Here is a 17610-nt window from a genome sequence, read left to right as displayed (position 1 = left end):
TCCGCCGACGACGCGAGTAGGGCATCTGGGCAGGACTCCTCCCAGCGGCATCGCCGTGACGATGCGGTTAAAGGTTCGCTACGAGAATACGATGCGCAGCGCCGTCAGGGTGGCGGCCGGCCGTCAGTCGACGGCCCGCCTCGCGCGATGGGCCGCGAACAGGGCGCCCGCGGCGGTTGCAATGCGCACGGTGTTGAGTCGATACCAGAGGCGCAGGCGGGCGTCGCGTACAGCCGGTGGGGGCGGATCGGCCGTGAACATCACCTTCAAATTCACCTCGCGCACGAGGTAGGCGGTCAGAGCTGCCGCCGCGGTCGAGCAGCCGGCCGCGATGGTCAACCACCGGCGTGCACCGGGGATGCCCCAGCCGGCGACGACCGCTCCGACCGTGCTCACCAGCGTTGCCGGCGCGACTGGGGCGTAATAGCGCACCGGACTGCCGGGCCCCAGAACGGAGGTGCCGCGCTTGCCGTTGGCGGCCTCGTCGGCGAGGTGGTCCGGGATCTTCGCGACTGCCTCGTAGATGTTGCCGAACAACCAATGGGCATAGCCGAGCTGGGCGATATCGAGCAGCCGCGCCGTCAGGACGGGCCGGCGAGCGGCCGAACGCGTTCCCTTCATCTCCCCAGGTTACGAGCGATAGAGCGGAAGGTTCTCGGTGAGGGATCGAATGTTGTGCAGGACAGCGAATCAGGGTGTCGTCGACTGGCCGGCGGCCCACTCCTTGGCGCGCTCGAGCTCGTCGAGGCCGAACAGGGCGAGCTCGCCGGGGACCATCCACGCCAGCGCATGCAGCGTATGGGCGACCCATTCCCTGTCGGACACCACGGCGATCCGCTTGAACGCCGAGTGACGCTTGACCAAGGCGCCGAAACCGAGCTTCAGGTCCTGCGCCAAGCCGCCGCGGGCGAAGCCCTCGTAGTCGGGAGCGATGACCTCCACGAGTCTGATCTCGTCGGTATCGAGCATCTCCGCCATCGTCGGCGCGAAATCGCGCAGGTCGTTACCGCCCAGCCGACCCGACACCCGGATTCCGGTCACTCCATTCGGCATGTCTGGCAAGACTTCGATCATCGGTGTTTCCTCCCTGGCATCATCGTGCCCCTCGCGAGGCTTTCGCGACAGCACGAAGCCCACCGCGTACGTGTCTGCGGTGTCCGGTGTGTCCGGGGCGTTACCCATCCGTCAATTGGGGTTTGATTCGCTACCGGCCGGGGTAACGGGTCCGCCATGACAGCCCTTGACTCGCCGTCCAGTCGAACCGGCGGCCTAGAAATCTGGCCTGGCAAGGCCTATCCGCTGGGCGCAACCTACGACGGTTACGGCACCAACTTCTCGTTGTTCTCGGAGACCGCCGAGCGGGTCGAGCTTTGCCTGTTCGAAGTCGACGAGGCCGGCCGGCTCGAAGAGACGAGGGTGACATTGCCGGAAGTCGACGCCTTCGTGTGGCACGGTTATATCCCCACCATCGAACCGGGCCAACGATACGGCTACCGCGTGTACGGTCCGTACGATCCGGCGGCCGGTCAACGCTTCAACCCGAACAAGCTGCTACTGGACCCGTACGCGAAGGCGATCGACGGTCAGTTTCAATGGGATCAGTGCCTGTTCGGTTACACCTTTGGCGACCCGGAGAGCCGCAACGACGAGGACTCGGCCGAGTGCATGCCGAAGTCGGTGGTGATCAGTCCGTTCTTCGACTGGGGGGTGGATCGGCCGCCGAGACACGAGTATGCCGATTCGGTGATCTACGAGGCGCACGTCAAAGGGTTGACGCAGACTCATCCGGACGTTCCCGAGCAGTTGCGCGGTACCTATGCGGGGGTGGCGCATCCGGTGGTCATCGAGCACCTGAAGTCGTTGGGCGTCACGGCGATCGAGTTGATGCCGGTGCATCACTTCGCCAATGACTCGACGTTGATCGACAAGGGCCTGTCGAACTATTGGGGTTACAACACCATCGGGTTCTTCGCGCCGGACTCCAAGTACAGTTCCAACCCGAACCCGGGCGGTCAGGTGCAGGAGTTCAAGGCCATGGTGCGTGCCCTGCACGAGGCGGACATCGAGGTGATCCTCGACGTCGTCTACAACCACACGGCCGAGGGCAATCACATGGGCCCCACGCTGTCGATGCGCGGCATCGACAACGCCGCCTACTACCGCCTGGTCGACGACGACAAGCGCTACTACATGGACTACACCGGCACCGGCAACACATTGAACGTCCGGCACCCGCATTCGCTGCAGCTGATCATGGACTCGCTGCGGTACTGGGTCACCGAGATGCACGTCGACGGCTTCCGCTTCGACCTCGCCTCCGCGCTCGCCCGTGAGTTCTACGACGTGGACCGATTGGCGACTTTCTTCGAACTGGTGCAGCAGGATCCGACGGTCAGCCAGGTGAAGCTGATCGCCGAACCGTGGGATGTCGGGCCCGGCGGCTATCAGGTGGGCAATTTCCCGCCACAGTGGACGGAGTGGAACGGCAAGTACCGCGACACCGTGCGTGACTACTGGCGAGGTGAGCCGGCGACATTGAACGAGTTCGCGTCAAGGCTGACCGGCTCCGCGGACCTCTACGAACAGACTGGGCGCAGGCCCGTCGCGTCGATCAACTTCGTCGTCGCCCACGACGGGTTCACGCTGCGCGACCTGGTGTCCTACAACGAGAAGCACAACGAGGCCAACGGTGAGAACAACAACGACGGCGAGAACCACAATCGCTCGTGGAACTGCGGAGCCGAAGGGCCGACCGATGACCCGGCGATCAAGGCGCTGCGTGCCCGCCAGCAGCGCAACTTCCTGACCACTCTGCTGCTGTCGCAAGGTGTCCCGATGATCGCGCACGGCGATGAACTGGGCCGCACCCAACTGGGCAACAACAACGTCTACTGCCAGGACAACGAGGTGTCCTGGATGGACTGGGAGCACGCCGACGAGGAGCTGTTGGAATTCGTCCGCAGAGTAGGCGCACTGCGCACCGCTCATCCCGTCTTCCGGCGCAGGCGTTTCTTCAGCGGCCGCCCCGTGCGGCAGCGCGGGGCACAAGGACTACCCGACATCTCCTGGTTCCGTCCGGACGGCTCGGAAATGGATGACGCGGACTGGGAGAGTGGGTTCGGCAAGTCCGTCGCCGTGTATCTCAATGGGCTCGGGATTCCTGACCTGGATGCACGCGGACAGCGGGTTACCGACGACTCGTTTGTGCTGTGTTTCAATGCGCATCATGAGCCGATCGAATTCGTGCTGCCACCAGAGGAATTCGGGGCGCGGTGGGAACCGGTGATCTATACCGCCGACGCCGTCCAGGTGGAAGGCGTGAAGCCGATCGATGCCGGGTCGTCGCTCAGCGTCGAGGGACGTTCGATCCTGGTGTTGCAGGGACTGGTTGCTACCGCATGAGGCGCCCGGCGCGCCAGATCGCGAGTTCGGCGTGATGCTGTCGCCATTCCCATCGCAGCCACAGGACGACGGCGGGGACGGCGACGACAACGACCATCCACCAGGTGTAGCCGAGGATGAAGCCCACGGCGAGCAGGGTGATCGCCAACTGGGCGACGAGACTCGTCCGGCCCATTTCCTCGACGTCTCCGCTCAGTGGGACGCTCATCGCGTCCGATAACGGCCCAAGACGGACAGCAGGCTGGTTGGCCGCCAGCTTTGCGCCAAACGGTTCGTTCATCGAGAGCCCCTCGCTCTGGCGATTGTCATACGCGTTAATTGAAGCGCGTCGGGCATGTTACTGCTCGGTACAGGGTGACATTTCGTCCTTGTTGTCGTACGAACGGCGGATGTCAGGTATGGATGGTGATCCAAATTTGCCACATCGGAGTGACCGGAGGGGGCGGTACTGCTCAGCGTGGGGCCTCGATTCACTCCTCCAGGTCGAGGACCGGCGTCGGTCGCTGGAAGCCGCGGGTGATCGCCAGCAACCAGATGAAGCCGACGCCGAGCCAGCACAGGCCGATCACCAGCGCGGTTCCGGACAGGCTGGTCCACAACCACGCGGTCAGCAGAAAACCGATCAACGGCAGGACCAGGTTCATGAGCACACGGTTCCGCTCACGCAGGTCGACGAAGAAGTGCTTGATCACCGACAGGTTGACCACCGAGAACGCGACCAGTGCGCCGAAGCTGATCACCGACGCCAGAATCGCCAGATCGATCACGATCGCCAGCAGAGACACGACGCTCACCACCAGGATCGCGTACACCGGCGTGCTGAACCGCACCGACACATGCCCGAACACCTTGCGCGGAAGAATGCCGTCGCGTCCCATCGCGAACAGGATCCGGGCCACCGACGCCTGCGAGGTCAGCGCCGATCCCAATGCGCCCGCCACGTAGGCGGCGGTGAAGAACGCGTTGAGGAACTGGCCTCCGGCGGCCACCATCACATCGAGTGAACCCGAGTCCACGTCGGCGAACTCGTTGGACGGAAACACCAGATGAGACACGTACGACAGCACGATGAAAATCACGCCGGAGACGACTGTGGCGAGCATGATGGCCTGCGGCACAGTACGTTTGGCGTCTTTGGCTTCCTCTGACAGCGTCGAGACGGCGTCGAATCCGAGGAACGACAGACACAGGACCGCCGCGCCGGCCAGGATCGGGCTCAGACCGCCGGCGGTGCCGTCACCGGTGAAGGGCGCCATCAGGTCCACCTGACCGAAGCCCGCCACCTTCGACAGCGCCATCACGATGAACACGACGATGAAGACGGCCTGAATCGCGATGATCAGGAAGTTGGCCCGCGCCACCGAGACGATGCCGACGATGTTGAGCACTGTGACGATCCCGATCGCCACCAGCACGATCACCCACGGCGGCAGCGCAGGCACCGCCGCGTTGAGGTACAGCCCGATGACGAGGTAGTTGATCATCGGCAGGAACAAGTAATCCAGCAGCAACGACCAGCCGGCCAGGAACCCGACGGGGGCGCCAAAGGTCCTCTGCGTGTAGGTGTACGCCGAGCCCGCCACCGGAATCGCCCCGGACATCCGGGCGTACGACAGCGCGGTGAAGATCATCGCGATCGTGGTCACGGCGTACGCCACCGGCAGCCGGCCACCGCTGGTCTGGGTGACGATCCCGTAGGTGGTGAACACCGTCAGCGGCACCATGTAGACGAGGCCGAACAGCAACAACGACGGCAGGCCCAGTGCCCGCTTCAGGTGGCCTTCGTGCTCGCCGACGGTGGCCCCGCTCGCGACGGAATCCGAGGGCAGTGTCATGGTCAGTCCTTTCCGTTGCCGGCCCGGTATGCCGGTTCGCCGTTCAAATAGGTCGCATGCACCGCCACCGCGGGCAGCTCCAACGCCGGGGTGCTGCGCGGGTCGCGGTCCAACCAGACCAGATCAGCGCTGGCACCGGGCGCGATGACACCCCAGTTGCCTTCCGCGAACGCCTGATTGGCGACGCCCGCCGTGTATGCGCTCAACGACCGCTCGATCGGCAGGATCTCGTGCGGCGTCCACCCGCCGTCCGGTTCACCGTCCTGGGTGCACCGCGACACCGCCACCGAGATTCCGTCGAGCGGTGCACCGGAGGACACCGGCCAGTCCGAACCGAACCCCAGGGGCGCACCCAGCTTGTCGAGCGTCCGGATCGGGTACTGCTTGTCGGCACGCTCGACGCCGAGACGCGGAATGGTCAGCACCGTCATCAACGCATCCATCTGCGCCCACAGCGGCTGCATGTTCGGGATGACGCCCAGCTCTGCGAACCGGCCGAGATCGGCGTCGTCGACCAACTGGGCGTGCGCGATCACCGGCCGGCGGTCGCGCGGCCCGTTGCGCGCGGCCACGTACTCGATGGCGTCCAGCGCCTGACGCACCGCGGCGTCGCCGATGGCGTGGATGTGGATCTGCAGTCCCAGCTCGTCGACGCGGCGGGCGGCCTCGTCCAACGAGTCGCCCTCCCAGGTGCGCATCCCGTGGCTGTGCAGCCCCGAGCAGTAGGGCTGCAAGAGCGCGCCGGTCTCGTTCTCCACCACGCCGTCGGCGAAGAACTTCACCGTGTTCGCGGTCAGCAGTGGCGACGCGGCGTCGGTGACCAGGCGGCGTTGCTCGGCGTAATGCTCGACCTGCGAATCGAAATGCCGCGGGTCGGCGTAGAGGGCGAGGTTGAAGCGCATCCGCAGCGCGTTGCTCCGCGCCGCCGCGACGTAGGTGTCGACGTCGGCGGGCTCCACCCAGGCGTCCTGGGCCCAGGTCACGCCGCGGGCCAGGTAGTAGTCGGCCGCGGTGCCCAGCGCGTCGATCCGCACCTGCTCGTCAAGCGGGGGAACCGCCGCCATCAGCAGATCCACTGCGCCCCACTCGCGTAACGTGCCGAGCACCGATCCGTCGTCACGATGCGGGATCTCGCCGAGCACCGGATCCGGGGTGTCCGCCGTGATCCCGGCGCGGTCCAGCGCCACCGAGTTGCACCACATCGTGTGGTAGTCCCAGGCGCGCAGCGCCACCGGGCGGTCGGGGACCGCGGCGTCGAGCCAGCGCGCGTCGAACAGTCCGTCGGGCGCCAGGCTGCCGTCGTACGAGGCGCCGAGGATCCACTCCTGGTCGGGGTGATCGGTGGCGAATCGCCTTACGGCCTCGACGATTTCGTCGACACTCCGGCCGGCGCGGACGGGTGGTCCGACGGCTTCCAGCCCGCCGTAGAGCGGATGGGCGTGACCGTCGCCGAAGGACGGCATGAGGAATCCGCCGTCGAGGTCGACGCGTTCGGCGCCGTCGGCCCGTTGCCGCGCCTCGTCACCGATCGCGACCACCCTCCCGTCGGACACCAGAACCGCGTCGGTGTCGCCCGTACCCGTCCAGATCACGCCGCCGGTGAACAGCGTCGGGCTCATTTGACCACCGCGGTGGCGAGGTGGCCGGCACCGTAAGGGTGTTGCGTGTCAACAGGTTCGGTCAGACGCGCGTAGGTATCGGGACGGCGGGTGAGCAGGAACGGGAACAGCTCCAGCCAGTCGCGGCGCTGATCGAGGTCGAGATCGGCGACCAGGACGGCCTCCTCGTCGCGGGGTGCCTGAACGAGCACCCGGCCGTAGGGATCGGAGATGAACGACGACCCGTAGAACGACACCGTGCCCTCGTCCCCGGTTCGGTTGGGCACCACCATGAACAGTCCGCTGGTGATGCCGTTGGCCACGATCACGTGCTGCCACAGCGGGCGGGTGTCGAAGTCGGGGAACACCGGCTCGGAGCCGATAGCGGTGGGGTAAACGACGATCTCGGCGCCCCCGAGTGAGTAGTTCCGTGCGACCTCGGGGAACCACTCGTCCCAGCACGTCGGCAGCCCGAGGCGGGCGTCCAATCCGTCGGGCTCGTAGACGGGGTAGGGATCGTCTGATGCGTCCAGACCCGGACCGGGACGAAAATAGGTGTCCTCGTAGTAGCCCGCGGAGATCGGGATGTGCAGCTTGCGGGTGCGGGCGACCAGTTCTCCGGCGGGGGAGACCAGGATCGCGGTGTTGTAGCCCAGTCCGTCGGCAGCGGGGGCCTGCTCGTAGAGCGAGGCGTGCACGAAGATCCCGTTGGCCTTGGCGGCGTCGGCGGCCAGGGCGAAGGTGGGCCCGCCGGTCAGGTTCTCGGCCTGTGCGCCGGGGTTGTCGCCGCCGGGCTGGTCGGCGGGATAGCGCAGCAGGGTGATCTCGGGAAGGAACACCACCGAGGCTCCTTCGCCGGCAGCGAGGTCGATGCCCGACCTGAGCGTCTTGGCGAGCTCATCGGCGTCAGAACGCCAGCGATGCTGCACCAATCCGACGCGCAGCGGCGTCCGCTGGGAGTCGGCGGAGCGCGACAGCGGCGGCGGCGCGGAAGCGGTCAGAATGATCATGCAACTCCTAAAACGAACAAAGTTCGTTTATTGTGACCTCAGTCACTTGCCTGCGCAAGAGGAGACCGATGGGACGACCGCGAACGCCGCTGCTGTCGACCGAATGCATCGCGGAGGCGGCGCTGGAGTTGGTGACGACCACGGGTGAATTCACCATCCCCGGCGTGGCGCGCAAGCTGCGGGTTCAGCCGTCATCGCTGTACAACCACGTGTCCGGCCGCGACGAGATCGTCGAGCTGCTGCGGGAACGGGCCATGTCGGACGTCGAGTTGCCGCAAGACCATTCCGAGCGGCCGTGGCGTGACGTGGTCGCCGACATCATGCGGTCCTACCGCCGCAGCTTCGCCCGCTATCCGCGGCTAATCCCCCTGCTGACGGCGCATGCGGTCAACAGCACCCACGCGTTCACGATGTACAACGCCTTGGCAACCACGCTGCAGCGGGCGGGGTTCGACGCCGCTGACACGCTGAGCGTCATCACGGTGATGGACTGCTTCGTGCTCGGTTCGGCGTTGGACGTGGCCGCACCGGACGAGCCGTGGCATTCGGGCGCGGAGGTGTGTCCGGAGCTGGCGGCGGCACTCGCGACAGGTGCCGCGAAGCCCGAGCGGGCCGACGATGCGTTCGAGTTCGGCCTGGCCGTCCTGTTGCGTGGGTTGGTCGAGACGAATGCCCGATAGCCGGCGACGCGGAGCGTCACCGCAGCTGCGCGACGAGTGCCTCCGTCACCTCGTCCGTCGACCCACTTCCGCCCAGATCACCTGTGCGGGTCTCGGGCTTCGCCAGCGTCGACTCGATTGCCGCCAGAACGTCCGCCGCCGCATCGCCATGCCCCAGATGGTCGAGCATCATCGCCGCCGACCAGACCGCCCCGATCGGGTTGGCCACACCGCGGCCGGCGATGTCGGGCGCCGACCCGTGCACCGGCTCGAACATCGACGGGAACTCCTTCGTCGGGTCGAGATTGGCCGACGGTGCGATGCCGATCGATCCCGCGACCGCCGCGGCCAGATCAGACAGGATGTCGCCGAACAGGTTTGAACCCACGACCACATCGAATCGCTGCGGCTGCAGCACGAATTTCGCAGCCAGCGCGTCGATGTGCTCGCTGTCCACCCGCACGTCCGGATACAACGCCGCCCGCTCCGCCACCACCTCATCCCAGAACGGCAACGTGTGCACGATCCCGTTCGACTTGGTCGCCGACGTGACATATCCGCGTCGCGTCCGTGCCAGCTCGAACGCGAACTCGGCGATCCTGCTCACCCCGACCCGGGTGAAAACCGACTCCTGAACCGCCATCTCGTCGGGAAAGCCGCGATTCATCCGCCCGCCGATCTCGCTGTACTCGCCCTCGACGTTCTCCCGCACCACCACGAAATCGACATCGCCCGGCGCGCGCAGGGGACTCTCGACCCCGTGGAACACCCTAATCGGGCGCAGGTTGACGTACTGACGAAACGCCCGCCGGATCGGGATCAGCAATCCCCACAGCGACACGTGGTCGGGCACCCCGGGCCAGCCCACTGCGCCGAGCAAGATTGCATCGAACCCACGCAACGTCTCGATGGCATCTGCCGGCATCATGGCACCCTCGCGCTCGTATCGCCGGCAGGACCAGTCGAATTGGGTGTAGGTCAACCCGATTCCGTGTCGGGCCGCCACCGCGTCGAGCACCGCGCGGGCCGACTCGACCACCTCGCCGCCGATCCCGTCACCCGGGATGACGGCGATCGTCTGCCCCGTCATCCGCCCAGGCCCAGGACGCTGACCATGATCGGCAGCAGGATCATGATCAGGATCGCGCCCGCGATGTCGAACGCGACCCCGGACCGGATCATCGTGGTGATCCGCACGACGCCCGAGCCGTACACGATCGCATTCTGCGGCGTCGACACCGGCAGCATGAAGCCGAACGATGCCGCGAACGTCGCCGCCAGTGCCGGCACGAATGGATTGATACCGGCCGCCATGGCCACCGGAATCACGATGGGCACCACCACCGCGGCAGACGCCGTGTTACTCGTGGTCTCCGACACGATGATCGCCAGCAGCACCGCGAAGATGGTGATCGCGACACTGCTCGAGAGGCCGAGGGCGTCATTGACGGAGGTGCCGATGGTCTCGGCCAGCCCGGTATCGGAGATCAGCGATCCGAAGATGATGCCGCAGCCGAAGAGCACGATTGTGCCCCAGTCGATCTCGGCGGCGTCACGCCACCGCAGCGTGAACTCGCGCTCCTTCCAATCCGTCGGCAACAGGAAGAGCAGCGACGCGCCGAACACGGCCACCACGCCTTCGTCGAATCGGTCGCTGACGAACTCGTAGGCGCCCGATTCGGTGCCGGTGATCAATGCGACGACCCCAGGCATGATCCACAGCATCACCGTGACGACGAACGCGATGAGCGTGTTCTTCTCGGCCCGCGACAGGGCGCCCAGCTTTTCGCGTTCTGCGGCGACGTACTCGGCGACGCCGTCGATCCGCTTGATCTCCGGCTTGTTGAGCCGCAGCAGGATGAAGGCCAGCAGCACGAACATCAGCAGGCAGATGGGCAGCGCCAGCGTCATCCACTGGAAGAAGCTGATCCGCTCGCCGGTGGCCTCCTCGATGAGGCCGCGCCCGATCAGGTTGGGCGGGCTGCCCACCGGCGTCAGCAGGCCGCCGACGCTGGCGCCGTAGGCGAGCATCAGCATGATCGCCGCGCCCACCCGCAGGCGCTGGGGATCGAAGTCGGGTTCGACGTCGCCGCGGTGTTGCAGCAGCTTGCCGATGACGGCGATGATGCCGATCGCGGTCGGCAGCAGCATCGCCACCGTGGCGGTGTTGGAGACGAACGCCGACAGCAGGCAGGTGATCGCACCGAACGCGAGGATCACGCTGGTGGTGGACCGGCCCACCCCCGGCAGATTGAGGATCCAGAAGGCGAACCGCCGCGCGACGCCGTGCTTGAGCATCGCCTGGGCGAGGATGAAGGCGCCGATGAACGTGAAGATCGTCGATGACCCGAACGGCCCGAGCACGTCGTCGACCGGTGCGACGCCGAGGAACACCGCGACGGCCACGCCAAGTAGGCCGCCGATCGGGATCGGTACCGCTTCGCTGATCCACAGCACGATCACCCCGAGCAGCACGGCGGCCAACACCTGCTGTTCCCGGGGGATGTCGATCGGGAGAACGAGGAAGGCGACCGTGACGAGCGGGGCAAGGAAAAGGCCAATGGTGCGCCGGCCCTTTTCGAAGCGCTCCTCCTGCGGGGAGAGTTTCTGCTCGCCGAGACTCCGATACGTCGCCGTACCGAGTAGCGCCTTATCGACGTCGGTCGGCTTGGCCGGGTTCTCAGTGGTCATGGACACGCTCCATCCACCCGTGCATGTGCTCTATATCGCACCTGTGTGGATGCTTTGTGCCCTCTCTCCAGGTCAACCTAAACGTCGGCGGTTATCGATCACCGAACTGCCGGCACTGCGGCCGGGGCAACCGCGGGAACCGCGCCCGGGATCGGCATGGCACCCGGCGGCGGCAGGGCACCGGGCACCGGCATGGGCGGCGGTGGCGGGGGAGGCAGCGGAGTGGTGAGGATGCGCACCAGGTCCGGCTTCATCTGTTGCAACTGCGCACCCCAGTAGCCCCAGCTGTGCGTTCCGTTGGGCGGGAAATTGAACACCGCATTGCGTCCGCCGGCGGCCACGTACTTCTGCTGGAATTCCTTGTTGGTGCTCAGCGTGATGTTCTCCAGGTACTGCGCGCTGAAGTTGGCGCCGAAGTCCCCGCCGGTGTCGAGGTCGGACATCGTGCCATTGCCGCAGTAGACCCACATGGCGGTGCGGTTGGCCACCAGCCGCGGAATGTTGAGCATCGCGTCGTGGCGCTGCCACGCCGGATTGTTCGGCGGTCCCCACATGTCGACGGCCTTGTAGCCGCCGGCGTCCTTCATGGCCAGGCCGATCAATGTCGGCCACAAACCGACCGACGGGTTCAGGTACCCCGACAGCGAGCCGGCGAAGATGAACTGCTGCGGATACCACGCCGCCAGCGTCAACGCCGCTCCGCCCGACATCGACAGTCCGACAACGGCGTTGCCGCGCGGGTCCTGGCCCTTGTTGGCCGCCAGCCACGCCGGTAGCTCCTGGGTCAGAAATGTTTCCCATTTGTAGGTGAGGGTGCCGTTGGTTCCCGTGGCGGGTGCGTACCAGTCGCTGTAGAAGCTGGACTGGCCACCCACGGGCATCACCACGGAGACGCCGGACTGGTAGAACCACTCGAACGCGGCGGTGTTGATGTCCCACCCGTTGAAGTCGTCCTGGGCGCGCAGACCGTCCAGCAGAAACACCGAATGCGGGCCGCCGCCCTGGAATTCGATGCGGATGTCACGTCCCATCGACGGTGACGGGACGTCGAGCTGCTCGACCGGAAGGCCCTCTCGTGAGTATGCACCTGCCTGCGGTGCGACGGCCAGCACGACGGCGGCGATGATCACCGCAGCCACCGTCATCGCCGCGGCGATCAGTGCGCCGACACGACGAACTCGATGTATGAAACCCTCAGCCACGGGCGCGAAACTAACAAGCATCTCGCGTTCGACCCCGGCACCGCGCGGCGCAGTGATCGCCTTGTTATCGAGATGTCCTCGGGGCTTTCCCTGTCGGCGAGTTGACGCCAGGGGCAACCGCAGGCAACGAGTGCATCACGAATCCGCCGACACGTCGGCCGGGGTGCGCGCCGCTTAACTGGACGGCCTACGATGGGAACGCGATCGGCTCGTCCGGTCGAATGTCCCGGCCCGTGCCGAAACTACTGGAGTGCTGTTGCCTTGGTCTCGTCGCGTTCGCGTCATCTCCGCCACTCTCGGTGTGGCAGCGTTGGTGCTGCTGGGCGGAGACGTGGCGACGACCGCTGCCCAGTGCCCGGCGCAGTGCCGCGTGACCGCTGAGGCGCAAACTCCGTCCGCTCCCGCCCCGGCTCCTCCTCAGGCTGCCGCGTTGCGAGTGGTGCCGCGGCCGCAGAGTGTCGATGTCAATCCCGCCGCACCCGTGTCCGTCGTCGCCTTCTCCGGAACCGTCGACGACGTCACCATGGTCAACGACGCAGGCAAGCCGATTCCGGGCGCCGTGACACCGGACAGGAAGGGCTGGCATCCGACCAGTCAACTGGGCTATGGGCGCACCTACACGATGACCGTCTCTGCCCGGGGTCCCAGCGGCATGCCGTCTCGTCAGACCTCGAGCTTCACCACCCTGTCACCCGACTACCAGGCCTCCGTCTACCTCGACACCACCGCGGGCACCCTGATCCAGGACGGCGGCACCTACGGCATCGGCACCGTCGTCGTCGCGCGCTTCGACGAGCCGATCACGGACAAGGCGGCGACCGAACGCAAGCTGAAGGTCACCACCAGTCCGCCCGTCACCGGATCGTGGAACTGGATCGACGACCAGACCGCGCACTGGCGGCCCGAGAAGTACTACGCACCAGGCACTTCCGTGACCGTGTCGGCGGAGCTGTACGGCACGCGGCTGGGTGACGGGCTCTACGGCGAACAGGACGAACGCGTCTCCTTCAAAATCGGCGACTCGCACATCTCAATTGCCGACGACAGGACCAAGCAGGTCAGCGTGTTCGACAACGGCAAGCTGGTCCGGACCATGCCGACCTCGATGGGCATGGGCGGCACCGAGACCATCAATGGCACCACCCTGTCGTTCTGGACTCCGTCGGGCGTCTACACCGTGATGGACAAGGCCAACCCGGTGATCATGGACTCCTCGACGTTCGGCCTGCCGATCGGCTCGCGGCTGGGCTACCGCGAGACCATTCCGTACGCCACCCGCATCAGTACGGACGGCATCTATCTTCATCAGCTCAACGCGACCGTGTGGGCCCAGGGAAATACCGACACCTCGCACGGCTGCCTGAACCTGAACGGCGACAACGCCGAATGGTTCTTCAACTTCTCCGTGCCCGGCGACGTCGTCGAGGTCCGCAATACGGGCGGGCCGCCGCTGCAACTCTCGCAGAACGGCGACTGGACAGTGCCGTGGGACCAGTGGCGTCAGGGCAGCGCGCTCAACGACTGACCGTCGCGCCGGCTTCTGTCCGGGCGCGGCTGGCGTCAGAAGCCGATGCCCACGCCGCCCGTGAACCCGCCGTCGTCGTGGTTCGGGCACGCGACGTCGACATAGACGGTCACGAAGGTGTCGGGGCTGGGCGGTTGATCGCCGGGGTTGTTGATCGAGGTGACCCAGCATTGATCCAGCGGCTTGGTGTCGAATCCGTTGGTCCAGTTGATCTGGACGTTGTAGCCCTGCGCCTCGAGGTCGTCGATGACGGCCTGCGCGCCTCCGCCGCTGTGTGGCGGTCCGAACGGGTCCGCGGCAACGACGGGCGAAAGCGCCACTGACGCGACGGCCACCGCCGCCATCGACCACCCCAAGCGTCTCGGCTCGAGCCACATGATTCCAGCATCCTCCCGAAGGCGTGGGCGCGGACCGATCAGGGCGGATTGCCGGGGGTCCACTAGCCCACATTGACGAACGGGCTGATGGCGTCCCGGGCGAACTGGACGACGTTGACCGTCGGATTCCCATCCGGGTAGCTCACGGTCGCCAGCACATTGCCGCCGGCATCGGCGAAGTTGCCGTCGGCGCGGTCTTGATGCGTCGTCGAGGTCACCAGGACGATGCCCGAGGTGCCGGCCTGCTTCGCCAGCGGAACCGAGAACTGAGCGTTCTGCACGGTGCTGTTGGCCCGGTCCTCGACGATGATCCGGTTGCCGGGGAAGCCGAGCAGTTGCAACATATTGCGCATCTGCCCGGCTTCGGTCTTCCCGTTCTGTGGGTTGCCGCCGGTCACGATGATCGGCGACTGCGGGAAGAACTGGGCGACGATGAGACCCGTCATCACCCGCCGGCGCAAAATCGTGCGCATCGTCCCGTCGGGGTTGAGCCCGTACCCGAGGACGACGATCGCCGGTTTCGAGAAATCCTTCGCGGCGATGGCGGGCTGGGCCTGAGATACCGGAGGAGATAACAGGCCCACGGCTGCGGCGACGCCGATGGCCAGTGCTGCGGCAGTGGTTCTCCATCGGCGTCGCATGCGCCCTCCATGACAAGTGAGACGGATGGGATATATGTTGCTGCCGGTGTCATCGTGTCAACACGGTCACGTGTTACCTGAGCCCCCGAGATCGCCTTGCCGACCACTGCGACGTCGGGCGGCAGACCCACCGCGCGGTGGGACCTCTCGGCTCGGCCGCCAGGGTGCGGGTCTCGTCGATGACCAGAAGGGTTCCGCTGTCTGCGGTGAGCCTGCGCAGTCCGGCGACCTCGGGGCGGCCAGCCGATGCTGCGGCACTACCGCCGCCGCGCCGGTCGCACCATCGACGTCATGGCACTATCCGGTGCCGGTGGGAGAAGGACTGCCAGTGGACTTGTATCACCGCGAACAGGAACGCCGTGCTGATGCCGAAGAGCAGCACTCCGTTCACCGCCTGCAGTGCGCTGAGCATGTGCCACCGGGGCGGCAACGTCAATCCCGGTATCTCGAACGTCGTCATGGTGGCCAGGGCATAGACGGACGCCTCCGTGAACGAATCGAGCGCGCCGAGCCACCAGTACGCCGACGCCCACAAGATGGCTTCCAGCCCGTGCAGCGCGGCCAGTATCAGCGCGACGGCTCCGATGTGGCCGATCATGGCCTGAATCGCCCGCAGTCGATCGGATTGGCACGTGACGACCCGCGCCCGAATCCTCGTTTCCAGGCCGAACGCCATCAACACCACCGCGGTCGTGTGGATCGCGATGGTCAGCACGATGAGCGAAAGGCCCACGCTCCAACTCGACAGATCCACCACGTCTTCCCTACCACCGGCCCCATCGACCGACGACCACATCTACCGAATTCGGTTGGACGGTCTAGTTGCCCACATCAGAGCGACTACGAGCGTGTACTGAGGGGACTGGCACAGGTCGGACGCCGCCCGGACAGGTCGGCGCGATTCATGCGGAGGTAGGCCGTGGGCGACTTCGGGATAGCGGGCCTCTGGCTCCTTCTGGCATTGGCCCTTGTTGCGGCGGTACTGGTGGCGGCCGGCAGTTTATGGCTGGCGGATCGCACCCTGCCAAAGCCGGTGAGTGATGGGCACAACGGGGCCCTGTCGCCGTTCTTGACCTGTGTCGGCCTCGTCTACGGCGCTCTGCTCGGATTCACCATTGTGGTGGCGTGGGAACAGTTTTCCTCCGCGGAGACCAACGTCTCCAACGAGGCGTCCACTCTCATCACCATGTACCGCCAGACCGTCGGCATGCCGGTCCCGGAGCAGACCCAGATGCGGGTGCTCCTCCGAAAATACACAGGGGCTGTCGAGGGACCCGAGTGGGCGAACGCCATCCGCTCCGGCACCGGAACCGAAAGTGCACGCGACGCGCTCAACGAGATGTACAGGGTTCTCGGCAGTAAGCAGTCCAGCGTCCAATCGAGCCCGATAAGTCAGAAGTTCCTCGACCAGCTGACCACTTTGGCGTCGGAGCGGAATCAGCGAATCCTGGACGCCAAACCGCGGATACCCGGATTGCTGTGGACGGGCCTGCTATTCGGCGGTGTCATCCTGCTGGGACTCGGCGGGTTCATGCGCTTGGGAAGTACACGTGCGCATCTACTCCTACTGAGCGCGGTGGCTATCCTCCTCGGCTTGCTGCTGTTCATCGTCTTCTGGCTCGACCATCCGTTCGGCAACGAGTTGGGCGTCACGTCCGAACCGTTCGAGCAATCACTGAGCGTTTTCGACTCGATCGACCGCGGAACGTGATCACCCGAACCCGATTCTCCCACTCAGATCCCACTGCACGTTGACGCCCGGGGGTGTGCGCGTTCGAGTTGCCCGGTGGGGTGTGCCTGCATGACCGGCTACTTCGCCAGCAGCCAGTGATAAAGCTCGAACGATGCCTGCTCGACCCAGCCGCGCTGCAGCTTTCCATCGGCGACAGTCCAGACGGCGGTGCCGGTCATCGCGATCGGTTTGCCGTCGGCTTCGGTGCCGAGGATGCCGTTGTTGGATCCTGTCAGCACCCATCGGGACGTGACCCGGGTGCCGTCGCCGTTCTGGAATGTCTCGATAGTGTCGACGCGCAGGTCGTTGACGTGGTCGAGGAACTCTCTGATCCAGTTCTCGATGTTGCCTGTGCCAGAGATTTCCTGGCCGCCCGCCTCTATGACGATGTCATCGGCGACGAACCGGCCGACGGCATCGGGATCGTGAGCGTTCCAGACGTTGTCCCAGAACGCCTCGACAATCGCCGTTGATCGCATGTTTGCACGATCCCACCCGTGAGCAACGCCCGCAGGCCTTTCGACTGCTGGATCGAGCGGACACTCCGTCACCCGCCAGGTCGAATCGAGTTGCGAATGCAACTGGATGCTGACGGGATCGACGGGCTGCTCACGTTGCCCCAGGGGTTGGGAAGGCGCATGACGGCGGGTGGGGAGGTAGGCGACGGACAACCCCCTCAAAGCTGGCAATTGCGCGGCCGCTGACCATAAGATGTCGACGTGCAGCGAATCGGTGCGGACGCATCGGCGCGGCCGCGAAGTGGTTCACTGCGCATGACAGGGTGACAACTGCGCGAGTAGATCGGACACGGTGGCCGACGAGCCCTCGGTTCCGCTGCGGCGGCCGAGACCTCAGGACAATGCTGCACCGTACGAAGCGGTGCGGGCGCACTGGCGCGAGGTGGCTCGCCGAGCAGGGGCAGTCGATAACACCGTTCG

Annotated in this window: 17 protein-coding genes; 4 read left to right on the top strand and 13 right to left on the bottom strand. The window is 65.8% G+C overall.

The window, feature by feature from the left end:
• Nucleotides 1-123 precede the first annotated feature (123 nt).
• A complete protein-coding gene (locus ACVWWN_RS36315; RefSeq protein WP_457148166.1) occupies nucleotides 124-621 on the bottom strand; it encodes a hypothetical protein in 498 nt (165 codons plus the stop codon).
• A gap of 69 nt (nucleotides 622-690) precedes the next feature.
• On the bottom strand, nucleotides 691-1074 hold the full coding sequence (locus tag ACVWWN_RS36310) for an STAS/SEC14 domain-containing protein (protein WP_457149417.1): 384 nt from the start codon (nucleotides 1072-1074) through the stop codon (nucleotides 691-693).
• A 156-nt stretch (nucleotides 1075-1230) separates the two neighbouring features.
• Between ACVWWN_RS36310 and glgX the strand changes: the two genes are divergently transcribed.
• Nucleotides 1231-3402 carry a glycogen debranching protein GlgX gene (gene glgX / locus ACVWWN_RS36305; RefSeq protein WP_457148165.1) on the top strand — a complete coding sequence of 724 codons (2172 nt, stop codon included), beginning with the start codon at nucleotides 1231-1233 and terminating at the stop codon, nucleotides 3400-3402.
• Here the strand turns inward: glgX and ACVWWN_RS36300 are convergent.
• The 4 genes from ACVWWN_RS36300 to ACVWWN_RS36285 form a co-directional block, all read right to left on the bottom strand.
• Nucleotides 3392-3682, bottom strand: coding sequence for a hypothetical protein (locus ACVWWN_RS36300; protein ID WP_457148164.1), 291 nt, complete (start codon nucleotides 3680-3682; stop codon nucleotides 3392-3394). The genes glgX and ACVWWN_RS36300 overlap by 11 nt on opposite strands.
• Before the next feature lie 190 nt (nucleotides 3683-3872).
• Nucleotides 3873-5237 (bottom strand): APC family permease, encoded by a 1365-nt coding sequence (locus ACVWWN_RS36295; protein ID WP_457148163.1) that lies wholly within the window; start codon nucleotides 5235-5237, stop codon nucleotides 3873-3875.
• A gap of 2 nt (nucleotides 5238-5239) precedes the next feature.
• The gene (locus ACVWWN_RS36290) at nucleotides 5240-6856 is read right to left on the bottom strand and encodes an amidohydrolase (RefSeq protein WP_457148162.1); all 1617 of its coding nucleotides are present in this window, start codon (nucleotides 6854-6856) and stop codon (nucleotides 5240-5242) included.
• On the bottom strand, nucleotides 6853-7845 hold the full coding sequence (locus tag ACVWWN_RS36285) for a nitrilase-related carbon-nitrogen hydrolase (protein ID WP_457148161.1): 993 nt from the start codon (nucleotides 7843-7845) through the stop codon (nucleotides 6853-6855). The genes ACVWWN_RS36290 and ACVWWN_RS36285 overlap by 4 nt, the downstream gene beginning before the upstream one ends.
• Before the next feature lie 68 nt (nucleotides 7846-7913).
• On the opposite strand from ACVWWN_RS36285, the gene ACVWWN_RS36280 reads away from it, so the two are divergent.
• Nucleotides 7914-8525, top strand: coding sequence for a TetR/AcrR family transcriptional regulator (locus ACVWWN_RS36280; RefSeq protein ID WP_457148160.1), 612 nt, complete (start codon nucleotides 7914-7916; stop codon nucleotides 8523-8525).
• 16 nt (nucleotides 8526-8541) lie between these two features.
• Here ACVWWN_RS36280 and ACVWWN_RS36275 read toward each other — a convergent pair whose 3' ends face one another.
• The 3 genes from ACVWWN_RS36275 to ACVWWN_RS36265 all read right to left on the bottom strand — a co-directional run bounded on the left by ACVWWN_RS36275 (nucleotide 8542) and on the right by ACVWWN_RS36265 (nucleotide 12340).
• Complete coding sequence (locus ACVWWN_RS36275; RefSeq protein ID WP_457148159.1) at nucleotides 8542-9594, bottom strand: tartrate dehydrogenase; 1053 nt, start codon at nucleotides 9592-9594, stop codon at nucleotides 8542-8544.
• Nucleotides 9591-11195, bottom strand: a complete 1605-nt coding sequence (locus tag ACVWWN_RS36270; RefSeq protein ID WP_457148158.1) for an SLC13 family permease — start codon at nucleotides 11193-11195, stop codon at nucleotides 9591-9593. Before ACVWWN_RS36270 ends, ACVWWN_RS36275 begins: the two co-directional genes overlap by 4 nt.
• Before the next feature lie 98 nt (nucleotides 11196-11293).
• On the bottom strand, nucleotides 11294-12340 hold the full coding sequence (locus tag ACVWWN_RS36265) for an esterase family protein (RefSeq protein ID WP_457149416.1): 1047 nt from the start codon (nucleotides 12338-12340) through the stop codon (nucleotides 11294-11296).
• Between the two features lie 310 nt (nucleotides 12341-12650).
• On the opposite strand from ACVWWN_RS36265, the gene ACVWWN_RS36260 reads away from it, so the two are divergent.
• Complete coding sequence (locus ACVWWN_RS36260) at nucleotides 12651-13922, top strand: L,D-transpeptidase (protein WP_457149415.1); 1272 nt, start codon at nucleotides 12651-12653, stop codon at nucleotides 13920-13922.
• A gap of 35 nt (nucleotides 13923-13957) precedes the next feature.
• On the opposite strand, the gene ACVWWN_RS36255 is transcribed toward ACVWWN_RS36260, so the two are convergent.
• The 3 genes from ACVWWN_RS36255 to ACVWWN_RS36245 form a co-directional block, all read right to left on the bottom strand.
• Nucleotides 13958-14299, bottom strand: coding sequence for a hypothetical protein (locus ACVWWN_RS36255; RefSeq protein ID WP_457148157.1), 342 nt, complete (start codon nucleotides 14297-14299; stop codon nucleotides 13958-13960).
• Between the two features lie 62 nt (nucleotides 14300-14361).
• Entirely contained in the window at nucleotides 14362-14940 is a 579-nt protein-coding gene (locus ACVWWN_RS36250) for a YdcF family protein (RefSeq protein ID WP_457148156.1), read from the bottom strand.
• Nucleotides 14941-15229: 289 nt separating this feature from the next.
• Entirely contained in the window at nucleotides 15230-15694 is a 465-nt protein-coding gene (locus ACVWWN_RS36245; RefSeq protein WP_457148155.1) for a hypothetical protein, read from the bottom strand.
• 165 nt (nucleotides 15695-15859) lie between these two features.
• On the opposite strand from ACVWWN_RS36245, the gene ACVWWN_RS36240 reads away from it, so the two are divergent.
• Nucleotides 15860-16651 (top strand): bestrophin-like domain, encoded by a 792-nt coding sequence (locus ACVWWN_RS36240; RefSeq protein ID WP_457148154.1) that lies wholly within the window; start codon nucleotides 15860-15862, stop codon nucleotides 16649-16651.
• A gap of 98 nt (nucleotides 16652-16749) precedes the next feature.
• On the opposite strand, the gene ACVWWN_RS36235 is transcribed toward ACVWWN_RS36240, so the two are convergent.
• Nucleotides 16750-17343, bottom strand: coding sequence for an ester cyclase (locus tag ACVWWN_RS36235; protein ID WP_457148153.1), 594 nt, complete (start codon nucleotides 17341-17343; stop codon nucleotides 16750-16752).
• Nucleotides 17344-17610: the final 267 nt, after the last annotated feature.

The sequence above is a fragment of the Mycobacterium sp. URHB0021 genome (assembly GCF_054057895.1).
The sequence above is the reverse complement of the archived record's forward strand: the minus strand, read 5'-3'. Positions and strand labels throughout refer to the sequence as shown.